Here is a 20,328-nt window from a genome sequence, read left to right as displayed (position 1 = left end):
ATGGGCGGCAAGCCGGGGCTGGCGGAGCGCATCTACCGCGCGCTGAAAAATGAGATTTTCACTTTTCAGCTGATGCCGGGGGATCGCTTTAGCGAGAGCGAGGTTGCCGGACGGATGGCCGCCAGCCGAACCCCGGTGCGCCAGGCGCTCTACTGGCTGGAACATGAGGGTTATGTCGAGGTGGCCTCGCGCAGTGGGTGGCAGGTGAAACCATTCGATTTCGCCTGGTTCGAGGCGCTGTACGATCTGCGGATCGTGCTGGAGCGCGAGGCGGTTCGCCGCCTGTGCGGCATGCCTCCCGGCAGCTGCGCCGAGCACCTCGCCCCGCTGATTGCATTTTGGGTGGATGCCCCACCGCTGGAGGACGGTCTGGCGGTCTCGCCCCACGACGAGCAGTTCCACACCGCGCTGGTGGCGGCAACGGGCAACGGCGAGATGGCGCGGGTCCACGTCGATCTGACCGAGAAGATACGCATTATTCGCCATCTCGACTTTACGCGGGACGATCGGGTGGCGGCGACCTATCAAGAACACGGGCGTGTACTCCGCGCCATTTTGACACAGCAGACAGAGGAGGCGCAGCGGATCCTGACCGACCACATACTACAGAGCAAAGCGGTGGTCAGAAAAATCACACTACACAGGCTTCAGCAATCGCGGCTACCGCCGGTTTCATCGCAGATATAACGCAATAATTCTCTTACACTTTTAGGGGTTGATGATGAAAAGACGTTCGTTAATTAAAGCCTTTGCCCTCTCCGCCACCATGGTCAGCATGGGGATCTCCTGGCAAGCCTGGGCCGCCGATACCATCAAGGTCGGCATCATGCACTCGCTCTCCGGCACCATGGCGATCTCCGAGACGCCGCTGAAAAACGTCGCGCTGATGACTATCGATGAGATCAACGCCAACGGCGGCGTGCTGGGGAAAAAGCTGGAGCCGGTGGTGGTCGATCCCGCCTCTAACTGGCCGCTTTTCGCCGAGAAAGCCCGCCAGCTCATCTCCCAGGATAAGGTCGCGGCGGTGTTTGGCTGCTGGACCTCGGTGTCGCGCAAATCGGTGCTTCCGGTGTTTGAGGAGCTGAACGGCCTGCTCTTCTACCCGGTGCAGTACGAGGGCGAAGAGATGTCGCCGAACGTCTTCTACACCGGTGCGGCCCCTAACCAGCAGGCGATCCCGGCGGTAGAGTACCTGATGAGCGAGGACGGCGGCAGCGCCAAACGCTTCTTCCTGCTCGGCACCGACTATGTCTACCCGCGGACCACCAATAAGATCCTGCGCGCCTTCCTGCACAGCAAAGGCGTGCAGGATAAAGATATCGAAGAGGTCTACACCCCGTTCGGCCACAGTGACTACCAGACCATCGTCGCCAATATTAAGAAGTTCGCCGCCGGGGGTAAAACCGCCGTCGTCTCCACCATCAACGGCGACTCCAACGTGCCGTTCTATAAAGAGCTGGCTAACCAGAGCATCAAGGCCACCGACGTGCCGGTCGTGGCCTTCTCGGTAGGCGAAGAGGAGCTGCGCGGGATCGACACCAAGCCACTGGTGGGCCATCTGGCGGCGTGGAACTACTTCCAGTCCGTAGATAACTCAACCAACGCTAAATTTGTGGCCGACTACAAGGCCTATGCCAAAGCGCATAACCTGCCGAACGCCGACACCGTGGTAACCAACGATCCAATGGAGGCCACCTACGTCGGGCTGCACATGTGGGCCCAAGCAGTAGAGAAAGCGGGCACCACCGACGTGGATAAAGTGCGCGCGGCGATGGCCGGGCAGACCTATAAAGCGCCGGACGGCTTTACCCTGACCATGGACAAGACCAACCATCACCTGCACAAGCCGGTGATGATCGGTGAGATCGAGGACAACGGCCAGTTTAACGTCGTCTGGCAGACCGAGCAGCCGGTTCGCGCCCAGCCGTGGAGCCCGTTCATTGCCGGTAACGATAAGAAGCCGGATACGCCAGTGAAATCCACCGGGCAGTAACCCAGACGCCCGGCAGCATGGGCTGCTGGGCAATGACCCCATCAGCGGAATAAGCGACCATGAAAATAGCCACGCGCTTCGGCCTCTTCTTTGCCTGCTGCCTGCTGTTCATCGGCACGGCCTCTGCCGGACCGGCGAGCGAGTACGGCGCTGCCAGCCGGACCCAGCAGGCGCAGCTTTTACAAACCTGGTCCGCCGCGCCCGATGCGTCGCGCTTACCCCTGCTCCAGGCGCTTCGCCAGGAGAACGTGGGCGTCGATAAGCGCGGCCAGCTCTTTATCCAGTCGGGAGCGTCCCTGACCCCGCTGGAGGGCAACGCGGCCCCGGAGGGCAACCCGCGCAAGCTGTTTATGAACAACCGCATCCGTACCCTGGTGGCCAACGCCCTTGCCGCCCACCAGCTGGTCAGCGACGATCGCACCCTGCGCCTCGCCGCCGCGCAAAATTTGCAAAACGACGCGACGTCGGAGCAGCTTCCCCTGATCCAACAGCGGCTGGCCCAGGAGCAGGACAACGAGGTGAAGGCGGCTCTGCTGCTGGCTGTCGCCACTCTCCAGCTCGCCGATGCTAATCCGCAGGTGCGCCTGCAGGCGGTCAAACAGCTGGGTGAAAGTAGCGCCCCGCAGATCCAGGCCAGCCTCCAGCGCCTTATCCAGCCGCAAAACGAGCCGGACGCCAGCGTGCGCGCCGCCGCCGCTGACAGCCTGAAGCAGATCCAGCAGCGCCTGCGCTGGGGTGACTGGCTGGGGCAGGCCTTTAGCGGCCTGTCGCTGGGATCGATCCTGCTGCTGGCCGCCCTCGGCCTGGCGATCACCTACGGTCTGCTGGGGGTGATCAACATGGCCCACGGCGAGATGCTGATGCTGGGAGCGTACGCCACCTGGCTGGTGCAGGATCTCTTTGCCCGCCTCGCCCCGCAGTGGCTGGCCCTCTACCCCATTGTCGCCCTGCCAGTGGCCTTTTTCATTACCGCCGCGATGGGGATGGCGCTGGAGCGGCTGATCATTCGCCATCTCTATGGCCGTCCGCTGGAGACTCTGCTGGCGACCTGGGGCATCAGCCTGATGCTGATCCAGCTGGTGCGCCTGCTCTTTGGGGCGCAGAACCTGGAGGTGGCTAACCCCGGCTGGCTCTCCGGCGGCTGGGCGGTGCTGCCGAACCTGATCCTGCCTTACAACCGCATCGCGGTGATCGTCTTTGTCCTGCTGGTGCTGGCCCTGACCTGGCTGCTGCTCAACAAAACCCGACTAGGGATGAACGTCCGGGCGGTCACGCAGAACCGGCGGATGGCCGACTGCTGCGGCGTGCCCACCGGGCGGGTAGATATGCTGGCCTTTGGGCTGGGCTCCGGCATAGCCGGGCTGGGGGGCGTGGCGCTGTCGCAGCTGGGCAACGTCGGCCCCGAGCTGGGCCAGGGCTATATCATCGACTCATTTTTAGTGGTGGTACTGGGTGGCGTTGGCCAGCTGGCAGGTACGGTAGTGGCTGCCTTTGGCCTCGGCATTATCAACAAGCTGCTGGAGCCGCAGATTGGCGCGGTGCTGGGCAAAATCGCCATCCTGGTACTGATCGTGCTGTTTATCCAGAAACGGCCGCAGGGGCTGTTTGCATTCAAGGGGCGAGTGATCGACTGATGAGCCAACCTATAACCCTGACGCTGGCGCAGCGTGCGCCCCGTCTGACGCGCACCCTGACGCTGGGCATTATCGCCCTGCTGCTGGCCCTGCCTTTTCTCGCCCTGCTGCCGCAGGAGCATCCTCTGGCGATGTCCGCCTACACCCTGACGCTGGTGGGAAAAATCCTCTGCTACGCCATCGTCGCCGTGGCGCTGGATCTGGTCTGGGGCTACGCTGGTCTGCTGTCGCTGGGGCACGGGCTGTTCTTTGCTCTCGGCGGCTACGCGATGGGTATGTACCTGATGCGTCAGGCGGCGGGCGACGGCCTCCCGGCCTTTATGACCTTTCTCTCGTGGAGCGAGATGCCGTGGTTCTGGGCCGGCACCCAGCACTTTGCCTGGGCGCTGTGCCTGATCGTGCTGCTGCCTGGCCTGCTGGCGTTGCTGTTTGGCTTCTTTGCCTTCCGCTCGCGCATCAAAGACGTCTACTTCTCGATCATGACCCAGGCGCTGACCTATGCGGGGATGCTGCTCTTCTTCCGCAACGAAACCGGCTTCGGGGGTAACAACGGCTTCACCGGCTTTACCACCCTGCTCGGTTTCCCGGTCACTGCCACCGGAACACGGATCGGCCTGTTTATCGCCACCGTGCTGCTGCTAATCGCCGCGCTGGGTATCGGTATAGCGCTGGCGCGCAGCAAGTTTGGCCGGGTGCTGACGGCAGTACGTGACGCGGAGAACCGGCTGATGTTTTGCGGCTACGATCCGCAGGGGTTTAAGCTCTTTGTCTGGACGCTCTCCGCCGTGCTGTGTGGCCTCGCTGGGGCGCTCTACGTCCCGCAGGTGGGCATTATCAACCCGAGCGAGATGTCGCCCACCAACTCCATCGAAGCCGCCATCTGGGTGGCGCTGGGCGGACGCGGGACGCTGATCGGGCCGCTGCTGGGCGCGGGCATCGTCAACGGGGCGAAGAGCTTCTTCACCGTCGCCTTTCCGGAATACTGGCTCTTTTTCCTGGGCCTGATGTTTATCCTCGTCACGCTGTTTTTACCGCGCGGCGTCATTGGCCTGCTGAAGCGGAGAAAACATGACTGATACCCTTTTTACCCAGCCGCTGCCGCAGGATCGTTTCCGGGAGACCACCGATCCGGTACTGCTGCTGGAGAAGATCAACGTCTCCTTCGACAGCTTCCGCGCCCTCACCGACCTGACGCTGGCGATTGGCGTGGGCGAGCTGCGCTGCATCATCGGCCCCAACGGCGCGGGCAAAACCACGCTGATGGATGTGATCACCGGCAAGACCCGCCCGGACAGCGGCAGCGTGGTTTACGACCAGAATATCGACCTGACCCAGCTCTCCCCGGTAGAGATTGCCCGGGCGGGCATCGGGCGCAAATTTCAGAAGCCAACGGTGTTTGAGGCACTAACCGTGGCCGAAAACCTTGAGATCGCGTTGAAAACCGATAAGTCAGTCTGGGCCAGCCTGCGGGCGACGCTCAGCGGCGAACAGCGGGATCGCATCGATGAGACCCTTCAGCTGCTGCGGCTGGCAAATCAGAGCCAACGCCAGGCAGGACTGCTCTCCCACGGCCAGAAGCAGTTTCTGGAGATCGGCATGCTGCTGGTGCAGGAGCCGCATCTGCTGTTGCTGGACGAGCCTGCCGCCGGGCTGACCGACGCCGAGACCGAGTATATCGCCGAGCTGTTCCGCACCCTTGCCGGCAAGCACTCGCTGATGGTAGTGGAGCACGATATGGGCTTTGTCGATACCATTGCCGACCACGTTACGGTGCTGCATCAGGGCCAGGTGCTGGCCGAGGGTTCCCTGCGCGAGGTGCAGGCGAATGAACAGGTTATAGACGTTTATCTGGGGCGATAACATGCTGGAAGTGAATGAACTGCATCAATATTACGGCGGAAGCCATATCCTGCGTGGTCTCTCGTTTACTACCCACCCTGGGGAGGTGACCTGTCTGCTGGGGCGCAACGGGGTGGGAAAAACTACCCTGCTGAAGTGCCTGATGGGGCTGATCCCGGCCAAGTCCGGAACCATCAGCTGGCAGGGTAAAGCCATCAACCAGCAGAAGCCCCACCAGCGGGTGCGCAGCGGCATGGCCTACGTGCCGCAGGGGCGGGAGATCTTTCCCCGGCTGACGGTAGAGGAAAACCTGCTGATGGGTCTGGCGCGCTTCGGTGGATCGCAGTCCAGGCGGGTTCCCGATGAGATCTACGACCTGTTTCCGGTGCTGCGGGAGATGAAGCAGCGGCGCGGGGGCGATCTCTCCGGCGGCCAGCAGCAGCAGTTAGCCATAGGCCGGGCGCTGGCCTGTCGGCCGCAGCTGCTGATCCTTGATGAGCCAACGGAGGGGATCCAGCCCTCGGTGATCAAAGAGATTGGCGTGGTAATTAAAACCCTCGCCGCGCGCGGCGACATGGCGATCCTGTTGGTAGAGCAGTTTTATGACTTTGCCGCCGAGCTGGCGGACAGCTATCTGGTGATGTCCCGGGGAGCGATCGTTCAGCGCGGCAGAGGCGAAGAGATGGAGAGCCACGGCGTGCGCAATCTGGTGGCGATTTAGCCACGGCTGCTAGACTAGAGCTATACCCCTGAAAACAGGAGCCGCGTATGAAAACATCCCGTTTGTTCATCGCCCTGGTACTGTTTGCCGCCGCCCCGGCGCTGGCCGCGCCGGAGTATTGCGAAAAAGTAAGACGTGAGATCAAGCAGCGCATCATGGCCAACGGCCTGCCGGAGACGGCGTTTACGCTCAATATTGTTCCGGCAGACCAGGCGGATAAGCCCGATACGCACGTAGTCGGCCACTGCGCCAATGATACCTATAAGATCCTCTATACCCGCACCAGCAGCGGCAACGTGCCTGCCGCCGGATCTGCGCCGGACGGCTCACGTACCGAGCCGCAGTAGTCGATTAGGCCAGCACGCGATCGGCGATCAGCGTCCGGGTCAGCAGGGTGATGTCGATATAGTGCGCCAGGTCGCGCTGCTCGGCGCGGGGCAGATAGGGTAGCTCGCCAATCAGCGGCGCGGGGATCTTTTTGCCCAGCACGTTAATGATCTCGGCATAGTGGGCAAGGCCGGGGTTGATGCGGTTTGCCACCCAGCCGATCAACGGCAGGCCGTCGCTGGCAATGGCCTGGGCGGTCAGCAGGGCATGGTTGATGCACCCCTCCTGGATCCCCACTACCATGATCACCGGAAGCTGCTCCTGAACCACCCACTCAGAGAGCGGACGCAGATCGTTCATCAGGCCACGCCAGCCGCCCGTCCCTTCGACCACCACATGGTCGACGCAGTCGTTAAGATGCGCCAGCCCCTTCGAGAGCAGGCCATAGTTGATGGGACAGCTGTGGGCGACGCTGCTCTCCTCCTCGCTCAACGCGATAGGATTCACCGCCTCGTAAGGGAGCGCTAACGTCGAGACGCTTTGCAGCACCAGCGCATCTCTGTTGCGCAGGCCCTCTGGCGTCTCTTTACTCCCCTTCGCCACTGGCTTGTAGCCAGCTACGCTTCTGCCGCTGGCCGCCAGCGCCTGCAAAAGTGCGCGGGAGACCACTGTCTTCCCGACAGCCGTATCGGTACCCGTAATAAAGAAACGCTTAAGCATCACTCACTCCACCGTTTTGCCGCGAAAATATACACCAGGAAAATAATTCAGAGGAGAAAGTCTAAGTTAAGTCGTCAGGGCCCAATTTGAGGTAGCGCAATTTTTCCTACAACTGTGCGAATTTGTTAACCCTGCAACAGACGAATCAACAACGAACCGTTATACATCGCGTCTTTTACCAGCGCCGCACCCGCCATCGTGCCCTGGTTAGAGAACTGCGTGCTCTCTACGGTGATATGTCGGCTATAGGCAGGCAGAGACTGCTGACGGATGCAGTTGCTGATGGCAGGAAAGAGAATATCTGCGGCCTGGCTCAGGGGGGAGCCAATAAGAATTTTTTGCGGATTGAACAGGTTCACCATGATCGCCAGGATGCGCCCGACGTTGGTGCCTACGCCGGTAATGATATCCGTCGCCAGCCGATCCCCCTCCCGCGCGGCCTGGCAGAGCGAGGCCACGGTGAGCGGCTGGCCGTGCAGCTGCGAGCTCATCGACTGGTTCATGCGCTGCTGCGCCAGCTCCAGCACGCTCTCTACGCTGGCGATAGTTTCGAGACAGCCATGATTGCCGCAGTAGCAGCGCTTGCCGTAGGGGTCGACCTGGGTGTGGCCGATCTCAACCAGGCTGCTGCTGCCTGCATGCAGCAGACGTCCGTCAGTGATCACCCCCGCGCCAACGTTGTGGTCGATCACTACCTGAATAACGTCCCGCGCGCCGCGAGACGCACCAAAAAGCGCCTCCGCCATGGTCCACGCGCTGATGTCATGTTGAATATAGACCGGCACGCCGGTATGGCGCTCAAGGGCCTCCCCCAGCGCCATGTCTTTGACATCTTCATAGAACGGCATTCGATGTACGATGCCATTTTCGGTATCGATAATGCCTGGCAGGGTAATGGCGATGGCGGTCAGGCGTTCGAGCTTGCGCTGATGGCGGATAAAAAACTGGTCGATGTGATGAATAACGCGGCTGACAAAGGGGGCGTGGGAGTGTAGAGGCAGCTCACGCAGCTCCTCGACCACTAGCTTGCTGCTAAGATCACGCAGGGCGAGATGGATCTCACCCCGGCTAATGCGCAACGAGAGATAGTGCCAGGCTTCAGTTTCCACCATTAACCCTACGGCGGGACGACCACGGCTGCCCGGCTCCTGGATCTCGGTCTCCTGCACCAGATGTGCCTCGAGCATTTCACGGACAATCTTAGTGATGCTGGCGGGGGCAAGCTGCGCCAGACGCGACAGATCGATACGTGAAACCGGGCCTAGCTGATCGATAAGCCGGTAAACGGCTCCTGCATTGGTCTGCTTAATCTGATCAATATGGCCGGGCGTACTATCAGCAACCACCTCTTGCTCCCTTTATTTTCGCGCTTCGAAATAAACTTCTGGCTATGGTGAAGCAGTTCCTTAAGGCCGTCAAATTTTTGATTAGCCTTGTGATTTACCGCACAATTTCACCCTTTATGGGGCACATTCTGGTCGCTTTTAACGCTCTCAAGCAGCTGCTGCTTGAAATGCAGCGCGGCAGCGCCCTGCTCACGATGTCTCGACCAGACCAGCCACATCTGAGAGACCGCATCGACTTCGACGATGGGCAGCCAACGCATCTCGCTCAGCTGCACCCGACAAAACGAGGCGGGCAGGATCGATACGCCCAGTCCCGCCGCCACCAGACCAATAATGGTCATCGCCTCGCCCACCTCCTGGGCAATACGCGGCACCAGCCCGTAGCGGCGCATCAGGCCAAGAATATCGTCATACAGTCCGGTTCCGACATGCGGGTCAAAAAAGACAAACGGCTCTCTCGCCAGCTGACTCAGGGTTACCGAAGGCTGCGCCGCCAGGGGGTGATCGCACGGAACCATCGCCAGCAGCGGTTCTCGCAGGATCACCTCCCACGCCAGGGTCTCCGGCAGCGCGGTATTGCGCATCAGGCCCAGATCCAGGGTTCCCTCATGCAGAGGAGCGATCTGCTCGCGGGTATTGATCTCCCGGGTTTGCAGATGCACGTCGGGATAGCGTCGCCGGAAGGTCGATAGGGTATCCGAAACCGCTTTAATAAAGGGGGCAGAGGAGGTAAAGCCGACCCGCAGTTCACCGGTCTGCCCCTGATGCAGACGGGCGGCACGGGCGGCTGCGTCATCAACCTGCATAAGGATCTGTCGGCTGTCGAGCAGAAACTGTTTTCCCGCCGGGGTCAGTGCCACGCTGCGGTTGGTCCGCGCCAGCAACCGGGCACCAACCTGCTGCTCCAGCAGCTGGATCTGCTGGCTTAGCGGCGGCTGAGAAATGTTAAGCCGGGCCGCAGCATGGCCAAAATGCAGCTCTTCCGCCACGGCAATAAAGTAGCGCAGATGACGCAGCTCGATATTCATATGTTTAATATATTATTTGAGATTATTAATATATTAGACAGAATATTTACATTTTCCTACCCTTATCGGTAATCGCTTCTCAGCCGTTATAAGCCACTAAGGATCCCCCGTGAGCCGTACTACCGTCGTTGACATCGCCCCGGCAAGCGATGCCGACGTGCAGACTACCGCTATTCCTGCCACACCCTATATTAAACGCGGCACACCACAGTTTATGCGCGTCACGCTGGCGCTCTTCTCTGCCGGACTGGCGACCTTCGCCCTGCTCTACTGTGTGCAGCCGATTCTGCCGGTGCTCTCCCACGAGTTCGGCGTCTCGCCAGCCAGCAGCAGCATTTCGCTCTCTATCTCTACTGCCATGCTGGCCATTGGGCTGCTGTTCACCGGTCCGCTTTCGGATGCCATTGGCCGCAAACCGGTGATGGTCACCGCTCTGCTGCTGGCCTCGTGCTGTACGCTGCTCTCCACGATGATGACCAGCTGGCACGGCATTTTAATTATGCGCGCGCTGGTGGGGCTGTCGCTGAGCGGCGTGGCGGCGGTGGGGATGACCTACCTGAGCGAAGAGATCCACCCCAGCGTGGTGGCCTTTTCGATGGGTCTCTACATCAGCGGTAACTCTATCGGCGGCATGAGCGGACGCCTGCTCAGCGGGGTGTTTACCGACTTCTTTTCCTGGCGCATCGCTCTTGCCGTTATTGGCTGCTTTGCCCTCGCCTCGGCGCTGATGTTCTGGAAAATTCTCCCGGAATCGCGTCATTTCCGCCCCGCCTCCCTGCGACCCCGCTCGCTGATGATCAACTTCCGCCTGCACTGGCGCGACCGTGGCCTGCCGCTGCTGTTTCTTACTGGTTTTCTGCTGATGGGGTCGTTCGTCACCCTGTTTAACTACATTGGCTATCGCCTGATGCAGACGCCGTGGCAGCTGAGCCAGGCGGTGGTAGGCCTGCTCTCGGTGGCTTACCTGACCGGGACATGGAGTTCGCCCAAAGCCGGGGCGATGACCGCGCGCTTTGGGCGCGGGCCAGTGATGCTCGTTTCAACGGGGATTATGCTGGGGGGCGTGCTGCTGACGCTCTTCTCATCGCTGGGGCTGATTTTTGCCGGGATGCTGCTCTTCTCCGCGGGCTTCTTTGCCGCTCACTCCGTCGCCAGCAGCTGGATCGGGCCGCGAGCGCGCCGGGCAAAGGGCCAGGCCTCATCGCTCTATTTCTTCAGCTACTACCTGGGATCGAGCCTGGCCGGGACGCTCGGCGGCGTATTCTGGCACAGCTATGGCTGGAACGGCGTCGGCGGTTTTATCACCCTGATGCTGCTGGCCGCGCTGCTGGTGGGCCGCAGCCTGCACCGCAGGCTCTCTGCATAGCGTAATGTATCCTGCCTGAACGTGCCGGGCGGCGCTACGCTTGCCCAGCCTAATAACAGCGCCTTACCGTAGGCCCGTGCAAGCGTAGCGCCGCCGGGCAATAGACACCGCGTCAGCTCAACTCTATTGGGAAGCTCTATAGGGTATGACCGCCAGAAAATTTCTCACGTTGGTATCCGCACAAGCGTCCTGTTATCTTGAAATGTAAATAAATAATATCAGCACAACACGAGGCTCAATGGACAACAGCAACTATCAGCAACTCACCCGCACCTTCCAACGTCTTTACCGCTTCTCTCACCTCTCCTTCATCGCCGGCTGGGACATGAATAGTACCTAGAAATATTACGGCTAGCTAAGGGATTAGTACTATGAACGAGTGGACAAAGCTTTTCTACAGCTATTGGATTGGGCTGTATCGTCCCTGATGAAAGTAAGCTCTGTAAGCGAGCCTGATGGATTGCTGTCTACATCGCTCTCAGGGTCTGTTATATAGGCAATACGTGTAGGTAGTTGATTGAGGTAGTTGAGGTCTGTAACAAGAGCTGTGGTTGCTGATGGGAAAGTATTCTGGATCACTTGCTTCACCAACATAATATGGTCATTATCTTGTGAAAGGCCATCTGTATCTGCTGGTAATGCAGGGTCTAAATCCGCTACATATACTGCATCATATTCTACTGTCATAATGTCGTAATCCTTTACATGAATAGAGGGCAAGCATTACTAATAATGCAGCCCCCCTTCTATTAGTCCCTGATAGCAGCTTCAAGTCTAGCCATTACTAATTGAACTTCTGCTTCATCCTTGGTGTGTTTGACTGACTTACGTATCCATTTAATTTCACCATAACCCAGACGCTCTGACTTATAACTTTTGTCATCTGCAAACTTTTTATAGCGATCCGGAGCAAAGTTCGCATTCATTACTACACCAGGAAGAAGGTGAGTAGCTTTCCAAAGTTCATCGCAAGCAGCTTCTTTAGTCATTAATTCACGGTCAACAAAATCTTTGATTTCAAAAATAGTAATCATTTTGTATCTTCTATCTGTCACCACGCTTCGTGGATATATGCTAAGCTTTTAATTACAAGCTCATATCGGGAGCAGGGTTGAGGTTTTGTGTTTTCACATCAAGTTTCTTGGCTGTCACTGTGTAAGACATACCACTTTGATCAATAGCTAAATATAACGCTCTAGCTAGACGCTCTTTAGATTTGGATGCCATAAGGCATACTCATGCCTAATGCCAATGCACTGTGCATTGCATTCTTTAGGAATGAAGTTGTTCGGTATTTCAATTTAACTGAATAGAAAAACCTGCCACTTAGGGAAGAGCGGGAAATGAACAAACCAATGAACCTAAGCAGCAGGTGAGCACCAATGTTAGGTGCAAAACGGGTAGCATCTTCTGTCAAAGGTTGAGGCTAATACAAAATGCAATAAGGAATGAGAATGACTGTTCTTATAATGTAAGTGCAAAGAAGTATAGGGAGACATTCCGTAACAAACTCGGATAGACAGATAACACCAATAGCTAAGAACTTTCCTATATCCAGCAGTAGTATTTAATCTTTGGTTAGGTTAACAGGTTGATAATTATCATGGCTAAAATGAGTCAGCAACAGTTAATAGACATCCTTGATGTTGAGGATATTGATATTACTAAGTTACGTGGTGCAAACAGTTTGGAGAAATATAAAGAGCAGTTGTTTCGTTTGTTAACAGGAGACGTTATTAGTGTTAATTCCTTGGCTAAATTGTCATGGCATACAGTGGCTAAAATTAAGAAGGAACTTGCCTTATGAAGAAGATTATCCTCGCTATGCTTATGCTAGCTTCTGTTGGCGCTCATGCTGAAACTTTGCCTCTTCTGTGCACTGGTGTAAAAGGAGAACCTTCACAAGATAAGCTGATCACTCTGGAGATAGCCGATGGGAAAGCTACAGCTAACATTGCTAATAACGATGGTAAAGACTATGGCTTTACGATGGTGAAAGGCTGGGCGAATTTTGTAGTTTCTGATGATAAACATTATGACATGATGGACTTTACTGAACGTACATTTGAGAAAGAACGTCAGGGTGTTCAGGAGTGGTTTGAAGGTATTCTGTACATGCCTACTTCTGAATATGCTAAAGAGAATCCACAGTCTATGTTAGATGGATGGGCTTTCTCTCTGTTACATCATGTTAACGGTAAGAATAATTTACAGACTGTGTATAGGTGTTCATTGCAAGTTAAGTAGTAATGATTCGAAATGCAATAGAATGCTGAAAGAATTAGAAGGCCTTATTAGGCATTATATCTAGAACAGTTACTTCTTTTATTCAGCGTTCTTTTGACCTTCTTAATATATGAATATGCATGGAATGTTTGGTCAACGCATCTATTTAACCCCACCGAAGGTCATTTTGATCTCCACTAATCCCTAAGCACTCTAAAGAGTGCACCTTACGAGGAAAAATACATGCCTCAGTGTTTACTGGCCTATCATGTTGGGCAACAATGATTTTGGTAAATTGATTGATGTTACTATCCCTCGAAGGTTCAATTAATTAAATAGCAGCAATACAGAACAGCAAACCTGCTATAAACATTGCCATACAGAAACAGAGCAACGCTAGTTCTTAGCTCATCAGAATTATTCAACTTCACACCCTTCCTTATGCAGCGGAATAATAATTGAAGTTAATAGTACTTATGTAGTGTATCAAGATGATAGACGTTCAATGTGGAACATTTTCTTTATGCTTTAGTATTTATACAAAACAATAAGGATGATTATCAAATTGGTGACTAACTTTATTATCCAATAGTACATAGCTACAGAACTGGAAATACTCCCCACAAACTCATAACCGTCCAGCAGGACGAGGGGGCTACATTGAACGATGACATCGAATTAGAAGAAAGTGAATGGGAGCCTTCTGTTATTACAGTAGACCCTGAGTATGCAACTCGATACGCAGCAGCTTACCCATACATCTAATCAGACCGGGGTGAAAGCCCTCTTTCTTGGAGGCTCTTATGCTCGAATTAAAACTTAATCATGCTGATCATCAACTGCTTGCAGCTAACGCTAGTGAGCATGGAGTGTCAGTTCCTAGTTATATCAGGATGTTAATTAAAAAAGATGTTCGCTGAGTCGAACACCTGTCTACAGCGGCTATTATTACTCGTTCTTCAGTGTCTACAGCCAAACGAGCTATCTAAGGATCATAAATTCTTAATATAAGAAGGAGGGCGAAATGCCCTCCTATTTTTATTGCTTGGTCTTCATCTCTCTCAGCATCTGCTCAAGGAGATCATTACGCCTCTTCATTTGCTTCAGTGGATAGCTAACAAGCTTATACACTACGAACGCTGCAAGCAAAGCCCCACCTATCCAGAACAAGAAGTAGAGAACAACTGCTACCCATTCCAATACAGCGCTCCAGTCAATGTAACGCCCCCCCACGACAAACAACCCTCTAAACACTGCTTCAAATAATTCAGCCACTTTCTAATTCCTTATTTACGATCAATAGCTGCTTTCATCAGCTCGGTTAGGTGTTTACTCCTATACAAACGGTCTGTCGTGACTTTATGTGCGTGTCCGGGTATTGAGAAGCGTACACGGCCAGCTACGACACTAAGCTTTATCAGATGGTCTGACATGGCATAGCGTTAACAGTGGGCAGTATGTTTCAACTCAATGGCCTTAAATGTCTGGTTAATCTTCTCACCTGCACTATTGTTCTTCATTCCAGTGGAATAATCTTCAGGATGTAGCTGAACGACCTCCCCTATCCGCATGCCTGTGTACCAGAGCACATGAAGCATCCACTTAATTTCTTCTTCATTGAGGCTATCACAGCTCTTCTCGTCGCTGGGGCTGATCTTTACCGGGATGCTACTTTTCTCCGCCGGTTTCTTTGCTGCCCACTCGGTCGCCAGCAGCTGGATCGGGCGGGGACTCTCGGCGGCGTATTCTGGCACAGCTATGGCTGGAACGGCGTCGGCGGTTTTATCGCCCTGATGCTGCTGGCCGCGCTGCTGGTGGGCCGCAGCCTGCACCGCCGTCTTTCGGTTTAAGATATTAAAAACACGTCGCAATTTACGCTATGACGTGAATAATGGAAGCAAACAATATCAGCACAACACGAGGCACAATGGACACCAGCAACTACCAGCAGCTCACCCGCACCTTCCAACGTCTTTACCGCTTCTCCCACCTCTCCTCCATCGCCGGCTGGGACATGATGACCATGATGCCCGCCGCCGGCAGCGCCGCCCGTGGCGAAGCGCTGGCGGAGATCAGCGTGTTGAAACATCAGATCCTGACGGATAAAAAAGTGACCCAGTGGCTGGAAGCGGCAGCGCAGGAAGATCTGAACGACGTTGAGCAGGCCAACCTGCGGGAGATGACTCGCCACTACCAGCAGGCGGCGGTGCTGCCGGAGTCGCTGGTGGAGGCGAAATCGCTGGCGGGCAGCCGCTGCGAGCACGCCTGGCGTAGCCAGCGCCCTGCGAATGACTGGGCAGGTTTTTCCGCCAATCTTAAAGAGGTGGTGAAGCTCAGCCGTGAAGAGGCAACGCTGCGCGCGGCGGCTAAGGGCTGCACCCCCTACGACGCGCTGCTGGATCTCTATGAGCCGGATATGACCGCTGCGAAGCTCGACGTACTCTTTGCCGATCTGAAATCCTGGCTGCCGGATCTGCTTAATCAGGCGGTAGCAAAGCAGGCCCAGCGCCAGCTTATCGCCCCGGTCGGGCCGTTTCCGGTGGAGAAGCAGCGCGAGCTGGGTTTGACGGCAATGCGTATCCTTGGCTTTAATTTTGACGCAGGCCGCCTGGATATCAGCGCCCACCCCTTCTGCGGCGGCGTACCGGAGGACGTGCGCATCACCACTCGCTATGATGAGAACGATCTGCTGGGTGCCCTCTTTGGCGTCGTGCATGAAACCGGCCACGCCCGCTACGAGCAGAACCTGCCCCGCACCTGGCTGGGACAGCCGGTAGCCGTAGCTCGCTCAATGGCTGTGCATGAATCGCAAAGCCTGTTCTTTGAGATGCAGCTTGGCCGCAGCAAGGCGTTTTTACAGCGTCTCCTGCCTGCGGTCATCGAACGTTTTGGCGCGCAGCCCGCATTTAACGAAGAGAACTTCATCGCCTGGAACCAACAGGTGCAGCCTGGCCTCATCCGCGTGGATGCTGACGAGGTGAGCTACCCGGCGCATGTGATCTTGCGCTATGAGATTGAGCGCGCGTTAATCAACGGTGAGATTGAGGTCGAGGACATTCCGGCCCTGTGGGATGAGAAGATGCAGCACTGGCTGGGCATCTCGACCACCGGCAACTACCGCGACGGCTGCATGCAGGATATCCACTGGACCGACGGCGGCTTTGGCTATTTCCCATCCTACACCCTGGGTGCGATGTACGCCGCGCAGCTGTTCTATGCTGCCCGCACCGCGCTACCTAACCTTGATGCCGCCATTGCTGAAGGTGATTTCAGCGCTCTGTTTGAGTGGCTGCGGCAGAATATCTGGCAGCACGGCAGTCGCTTTACCACCGCCCAGCTGATTGAATCCGCCACCGGCGAAGCGCTGAACAGCCGCTACTTCCGCCAGCATCTTACCGCCCGCTATCTGTAACGCATTTGGCCGGGTTATTGCCCGGCCTCTCCCTGAGTTTGTACAAAGCGTTACACGCCGATACCAATCACTCACGGAAGCCTCGCATTGAGAAGCATATAGTCTCTTCACCGGCCCCGCAGTGGGGTTGAATGATGAAACCAATTCGAGGATATCAGAATGAAAAAAGTATTAGCTCTGGTTGTTGCCGCTGCTATGGGTCTCTCTTCTGCTGCGTTCGCTGCTGATACCGCTGCGACCACCGCTGCGCCAGCGGCTACCGCTCAGACTCAGAGCGCTGCTCCGGCTGCCAAAACCACGCACCACAAAAAACATCATAAAGCCGCTGCCCAGAAAGCGCAGGCTGCTAAAAAACACCACAAAAAAGCAGTAAAACATACTGCGGCTAAACCAGCTGCTCAACCAGCTGCTTAAGTTTCACCCTTGCCACAGCGCCCGCCCCCGGGCGCTGTTTTTAGGAGAAGCCATGCTGCAACGCTACCGTTTCGAGCTGATTTTGCTTATGCTGATTGTCTGCGCGCTGGTAACACTCCGCTTCTCTCTTTCCTGAATGTAGTACGCTGATTTTACTCCCCCTTTCCTCCCGTCCCGTCTATAGTTGTTGCTTAGGGTTTGAATAATCATTAATGCCCCACCAGAGTGTGATATGCATAAATTCGGTATTCTGCTATTGGGTTCGTTTTGCTTATTTTCTTTTTCCAGCCATGCCGATGATGATGCTGCCGCAGCTGCTGAGATCAAGACGCTTTTTTTTAACCATGATGACCGGATCCGGGTAAGTAACCCGACCCAGTCGCCGTGGGATGCTATCGGCCAGCTGGAGACCGCCAGCGGCAATCTCTGCACCGCCACGCTGATCTCTCCGCATCTGGCGTTAACCGCCGGGCACTGTCTGCTGACGCCGCCCCGTGGCAAGGCCGATAAAGCCGTAGCGCTGCGCTTTGTGGCGCAGAACGGCAGCTGGCGCTATGAGATACACGGTATTGAGGGGCGGGTTGAGCCAACGCTTGGCAGGCGTCTGAAACCTGATGGTGAGGGGTGGATCGTGCCGCCTGCCGCCGCACCGTGGGATTTTGGCCTGATTGTGCTGCGCTATCCCCCCTCGGGCATTACGCCTCTGCCGCTATTTGAGGGCGATCGCGACGCGCTCACTGCCGCACTTAAAGTTGCCGACCGTAAGGTAACGCAGTCCGGCTATCCCCAGGATCATCTGGACGATCTCTATAGCCATCAAAACTGCGTGGTGACCGGCTGGGCGCAGGATAGCGTGCTCTCCCACCAGTGCGATACGCTGCCTGGCGATAGTGGTTCTCCGCTGATGCTCAAGACTGAGGATGGCTGGCGGCTGATTGCCGTACAAAGCTCCGCGCCGGGGGCAAAAGATCGCTGGCGCGCCGACAATCGGGCCATTGCTATCACCGGCTTTCGCGATCGGCTCGACGCGCTGGCACAGGAGCAGTAGTTAACCCTGGCGGCGCTGACGGTGCTGCCGTAGCGCGTCAATCGGCATCGGCGCGCTAAAGAAGAACCCCTGAAGCCGATCGCAACCGGCGAGGCGCAGAAGCTTCATCTGCTTTTCGTTCTCGACCCCTTCAGCAATCACCGCCATACCCAGCGCGCTGGCAATACGGATCGTACCGCCCACCAGCGCCGCCGCCTGCTCGTCATTATCTACCAGCCCGGCCAGCGATTTATCGATTTTGATGGTGTCGAAATTAAAGCGACGGAGATAGCCAATGCTGGAGTAGCCGGTGCCAAAATCGTCCAGCGCGATAGCGGTGCCCAGCGCTTTCAGGTTTCGGATCGCCGCACAGGCGCGCTCGGGATTCTCCAGAACGTAGGTCTCAGTCACCTCGAGCTGCAGGCGTTGCGCCGGAAAATGGCTATCCCGTAGAACCCCCGCTACCTTATTTTCAAATTCAGGATCGCGAAACTGCGCCGGAGAGATATTCACCGACAGTTTGAGATCGCTAAAGGGTTGCAGGTCCATACAGGCGCGACGCAGAACGAATTGCCCGAGGGCGTGGATAAGGCCGCTGCTCTCAGCTATGGGAATAAAATTATCCGGCGGCAAGGCCCCCGCGGGACGACCGGGCCAGCGCACCAGCGCCTCAACGCCCGCCATCTGCTGGCTGCGGGCATCAACAATCGGTTGATACCAGACGTCAAATTCGTTACGCATCAGGCCACTGCGGATCTCGTTTTCGATGGTAAGCTGGCGTTCACGAGCGCTGTTCAACTCCGCATCGTAGTGGGTAACCTGCCCTTTACCGTTCATTTTCGAGTGGTACATCGCGATATCTGCCCGCCGGAATAGCTCCGTACTCGTGCACTCCAGCAGCGTGCCGCTGGCGATACCAATGCTGGCCCCGATATAGATTGTGCGTTCGCCAAGGCGAACCGGCAGATTCAGTCCGGCCAGCACCTGCTCTGCAAAGCGGCTGGCCATCTCGCTGGCCTGGCTGCCACCGATCATCATGGCAAACTCATCCCCGCCCATCCGCGCCAGCATGCCGCTGGGCGGCACCTTATCGCGCAGACTTTTGGCAATCTCGACAATCAGACGATCCCCCACGTTGTGCCCGTAAATATCGTTGACGTCTTTGAAACCGTCGAGATCGATAAACACCACGCAGATAGCTTCGTTGGGATCCTCAAGACTCAGCGCTTCCAGTTGCGCCAGCAGCGCCCGACGGTTCGGCAGGCGGCTTAACCAGTCGGTCATTGCAGTGCTGCGGGCCAGCTTCTCCCCCTTGGCCAGCTTATAGAGACCGGCGCTGCTCAGCATGATGAACAGCAATATCAGGCTGGCGACGAGAGCAGTAATCTGGCGGATCTCCCATGCCGCCGCGTGGGCCGCTTTAACACCGGGAAGCTGCGGCTCCCAGCTCAGGTAGCCCAGCAGATCGCCCGCCGAACTTTTCAGCGGTACGCTGGAGTCATTGGTTCTGTTGAGGCTAAAGCGCAGATTATCAATCTGGAAGGTATCCCCCAACGCTTTAAGGTTCTGGGTGTCAATATGGCGGGTGATGACGAGGTAGCGGCGCATATTGCCCTCCGCTGGCGGCGAGCCAACGACGGGCCGGATCAGGCCAATACCAATAAAAGCGACGCCGTGGCGGGTGCGGGTGATCCCGGCGTAGATATTTTGCTCTCCGGGTAGAGCATGGAGATGCTGATTAATAAGCGCCCTAAAGCCTGCGCCAAAAAAATCGAGGTTGTGCTCATTAAAGGGTTCGCTGCGAAACGCGCCCCACAGGACAGAATAGCGCTCATCAAGGATAAAAGTGCCGTCATAGAGGTTATTAATCTTATATCCCGCGCCCCAGGTGTTATAGAGCCACGCGGTATTAAGCTGCGGGCGATAAACCTCACGAACCGCGTCATCCCAGACGGCGTTATCAATCACCAGCGACCAGACGCGATTAACCGACGTCTGTATTGCCCCCTGCACCGACAGCGCCGAGCGGTGTTCATCTATTTCATTCGTTTTACTGCTGACCAGGTGCAGGGAGAGATAGAGCAGCGCCACCACGGAAACAATCAATCCAATGCCAGCAATAAAGATCATTACCGATAGTGTTTTTGCGGTAGGGATATTACGCCAGCTTAACGGTTTAAACATTCACCGCCCTCTTATCCGTCTGAACGGCCATCATCTTTTCGTTGGTTTTATCATGTAATCGTAATACAGAGAGCCGATTTCGCTGCCCGTT

General features: G+C 56.3%; 21 protein-coding genes and 2 pseudogenes. 15 read left to right on the top strand and 8 right to left on the bottom strand.

Annotated elements, in window-relative coordinates; translation table 11 throughout:
* Genes RTM13_RS17135 through RTM13_RS17105 form a run of 7 tightly spaced genes read left to right on the top strand, consistent with a single transcriptional unit; the run spans nucleotide 1 to nucleotide 6,534 of the window.
* Nucleotides 1-687 (top strand): GntR family transcriptional regulator, encoded by a 687-nt coding sequence (locus RTM13_RS17135; RefSeq protein WP_312213583.1) that lies wholly within the window; start codon nucleotides 1-3, stop codon nucleotides 685-687.
* Between the two features lie 34 nt (nucleotides 688-721).
* Nucleotides 722-1,993, top strand: a complete 1,272-nt coding sequence (urtA, locus tag RTM13_RS17130) for an urea ABC transporter substrate-binding protein (protein ID WP_312213558.1) — start codon at nucleotides 722-724, stop codon at nucleotides 1,991-1,993.
* 59 nt (nucleotides 1,994-2,052) lie between these two features.
* Nucleotides 2,053-3,627, top strand: coding sequence for an urea ABC transporter permease subunit UrtB (gene urtB, locus RTM13_RS17125; RefSeq protein WP_312213556.1), 1,575 nt, complete (start codon nucleotides 2,053-2,055; stop codon nucleotides 3,625-3,627).
* Complete coding sequence (gene urtC / locus RTM13_RS17120) at nucleotides 3,627-4,703, top strand: urea ABC transporter permease subunit UrtC (protein WP_312213555.1); 1,077 nt, start codon at nucleotides 3,627-3,629, stop codon at nucleotides 4,701-4,703. Before urtB ends, urtC begins: the two co-directional genes overlap by 1 nt.
* Nucleotides 4,696-5,487 carry an urea ABC transporter ATP-binding protein UrtD gene (gene urtD, locus RTM13_RS17115; RefSeq protein ID WP_312213553.1) on the top strand — a complete coding sequence of 264 codons (792 nt, stop codon included), beginning with the start codon at nucleotides 4,696-4,698 and terminating at the stop codon, nucleotides 5,485-5,487. Before urtC ends, urtD begins: the two co-directional genes overlap by 8 nt.
* Before the next feature lies 1 nt (nucleotide 5,488).
* Nucleotides 5,489-6,187 (top strand): urea ABC transporter ATP-binding subunit UrtE, encoded by a 699-nt coding sequence (gene urtE / locus RTM13_RS17110; RefSeq protein ID WP_312213551.1) that lies wholly within the window; start codon nucleotides 5,489-5,491, stop codon nucleotides 6,185-6,187.
* A 47-nt stretch (nucleotides 6,188-6,234) separates the two neighbouring features.
* Nucleotides 6,235-6,534, top strand: coding sequence for a DUF1161 domain-containing protein (locus RTM13_RS17105; RefSeq protein WP_312213549.1), 300 nt, complete (start codon nucleotides 6,235-6,237; stop codon nucleotides 6,532-6,534).
* Between the two features lie 4 nt (nucleotides 6,535-6,538).
* On the opposite strand, the gene bioD is transcribed toward RTM13_RS17105, so the two are convergent.
* The 3 genes from bioD to RTM13_RS17090 form a co-directional block, all read right to left on the bottom strand.
* Entirely contained in the window at nucleotides 6,539-7,234 is a 696-nt protein-coding gene (bioD, locus tag RTM13_RS17100) for a dethiobiotin synthase (RefSeq protein ID WP_312213547.1), read from the bottom strand.
* Between the two features lie 125 nt (nucleotides 7,235-7,359).
* Complete coding sequence (gene mlc / locus RTM13_RS17095) at nucleotides 7,360-8,580, bottom strand: sugar metabolism global transcriptional regulator Mlc (RefSeq protein WP_312213545.1); 1,221 nt, start codon at nucleotides 8,578-8,580, stop codon at nucleotides 7,360-7,362.
* A gap of 107 nt (nucleotides 8,581-8,687) precedes the next feature.
* Nucleotides 8,688-9,608: a LysR family transcriptional regulator gene (locus RTM13_RS17090; RefSeq protein WP_312213543.1), complete on the bottom strand. Its 921-nt coding sequence runs from the start codon at nucleotides 9,606-9,608 to the stop codon at nucleotides 8,688-8,690.
* Nucleotides 9,609-9,717: 109 nt separating this feature from the next.
* Between RTM13_RS17090 and RTM13_RS17085 the strand changes: the two genes are divergently transcribed.
* Both RTM13_RS17085 and RTM13_RS17080 read left to right on the top strand, forming a co-directional pair.
* Complete coding sequence (locus RTM13_RS17085) at nucleotides 9,718-10,974, top strand: MFS transporter (RefSeq protein ID WP_312213541.1); 1,257 nt, start codon at nucleotides 9,718-9,720, stop codon at nucleotides 10,972-10,974.
* Nucleotides 10,975-11,212: 238 nt separating this feature from the next.
* Nucleotides 11,213-11,302, top strand: a pseudogene (locus RTM13_RS17080) (hypothetical protein); the annotation flags it as partial.
* A 41-nt stretch (nucleotides 11,303-11,343) separates the two neighbouring features.
* On the opposite strand, the gene RTM13_RS17075 reads toward RTM13_RS17080, so the two are convergent.
* The 3 genes from RTM13_RS17075 to RTM13_RS17065 form a co-directional block, all read right to left on the bottom strand.
* Nucleotides 11,344-11,661, bottom strand: coding sequence for a hypothetical protein (locus tag RTM13_RS17075; RefSeq protein ID WP_312213539.1), 318 nt, complete (start codon nucleotides 11,659-11,661; stop codon nucleotides 11,344-11,346).
* Nucleotides 11,662-11,723: 62 nt separating this feature from the next.
* Entirely contained in the window at nucleotides 11,724-12,008 is a 285-nt protein-coding gene (locus RTM13_RS17070; RefSeq protein ID WP_312213537.1) for a hypothetical protein, read from the bottom strand.
* A 52-nt stretch (nucleotides 12,009-12,060) separates the two neighbouring features.
* Entirely contained in the window at nucleotides 12,061-12,201 is a 141-nt protein-coding gene (locus RTM13_RS17065) for a hypothetical protein (protein ID WP_312213535.1), read from the bottom strand.
* 376 nt (nucleotides 12,202-12,577) lie between these two features.
* Between RTM13_RS17065 and RTM13_RS17060 the strand changes: the two genes are divergently transcribed.
* Both RTM13_RS17060 and RTM13_RS17055 read left to right on the top strand, forming a co-directional pair.
* Nucleotides 12,578-12,781: a hypothetical protein gene (locus tag RTM13_RS17060; protein ID WP_312213533.1), complete on the top strand. Its 204-nt coding sequence runs from the start codon at nucleotides 12,578-12,580 to the stop codon at nucleotides 12,779-12,781.
* Complete coding sequence (locus tag RTM13_RS17055; protein ID WP_312213532.1) at nucleotides 12,778-13,221, top strand: hypothetical protein; 444 nt, start codon at nucleotides 12,778-12,780, stop codon at nucleotides 13,219-13,221. The genes RTM13_RS17060 and RTM13_RS17055 overlap by 4 nt, the downstream gene beginning before the upstream one ends.
* Nucleotides 13,222-14,238: 1,017 nt before the next feature.
* Here RTM13_RS17055 and RTM13_RS17050 read toward each other — a convergent pair.
* Nucleotides 14,239-14,475: a hypothetical protein gene (locus tag RTM13_RS17050; protein WP_312213530.1), complete on the bottom strand. Its 237-nt coding sequence runs from the start codon at nucleotides 14,473-14,475 to the stop codon at nucleotides 14,239-14,241.
* Nucleotides 14,476-14,823: 348 nt separating this feature from the next.
* Here RTM13_RS17050 and RTM13_RS17045 point away from each other — a divergent pair.
* The 4 genes and pseudogenes from RTM13_RS17045 to RTM13_RS17030 all read left to right on the top strand — a co-directional run.
* A pseudogene (locus RTM13_RS17045) lies at nucleotides 14,824-15,050 on the top strand (MFS transporter); the annotation flags it as partial.
* Between the two features lie 77 nt (nucleotides 15,051-15,127).
* Nucleotides 15,128-16,612 carry a carboxypeptidase M32 gene (locus tag RTM13_RS17040; protein WP_312213528.1) on the top strand — a complete coding sequence of 495 codons (1,485 nt, stop codon included), beginning with the start codon at nucleotides 15,128-15,130 and terminating at the stop codon, nucleotides 16,610-16,612.
* A 159-nt stretch (nucleotides 16,613-16,771) separates the two neighbouring features.
* Nucleotides 16,772-17,026 carry an acid resistance repetitive basic protein Asr gene (asr, locus tag RTM13_RS17035; RefSeq protein ID WP_312213526.1) on the top strand — a complete coding sequence of 85 codons (255 nt, stop codon included), beginning with the start codon at nucleotides 16,772-16,774 and terminating at the stop codon, nucleotides 17,024-17,026.
* A 232-nt stretch (nucleotides 17,027-17,258) separates the two neighbouring features.
* A complete protein-coding gene (locus tag RTM13_RS17030; protein ID WP_312213524.1) occupies nucleotides 17,259-18,074 on the top strand; it encodes a serine protease in 816 nt (271 codons plus the stop codon).
* Here RTM13_RS17030 and RTM13_RS17025 read toward each other — a convergent pair whose 3' ends face one another.
* Nucleotides 18,075-20,237, bottom strand: a complete 2,163-nt coding sequence (locus RTM13_RS17025; RefSeq protein WP_312213522.1) for an EAL domain-containing protein — start codon at nucleotides 20,235-20,237, stop codon at nucleotides 18,075-18,077.
* Nucleotides 20,238-20,328: the final 91 nt, after the last annotated feature.

Origin of the sequence: Pseudescherichia sp. (assembly GCF_031979925.1) — a bacterium.
Taxonomy (GTDB): domain Bacteria; phylum Pseudomonadota; class Gammaproteobacteria; order Enterobacterales; family Enterobacteriaceae; genus Pseudescherichia.
The sequence above is the reverse complement of the archived record's forward strand: the minus strand, read 5'-3'. Positions and strand labels throughout refer to the sequence as shown.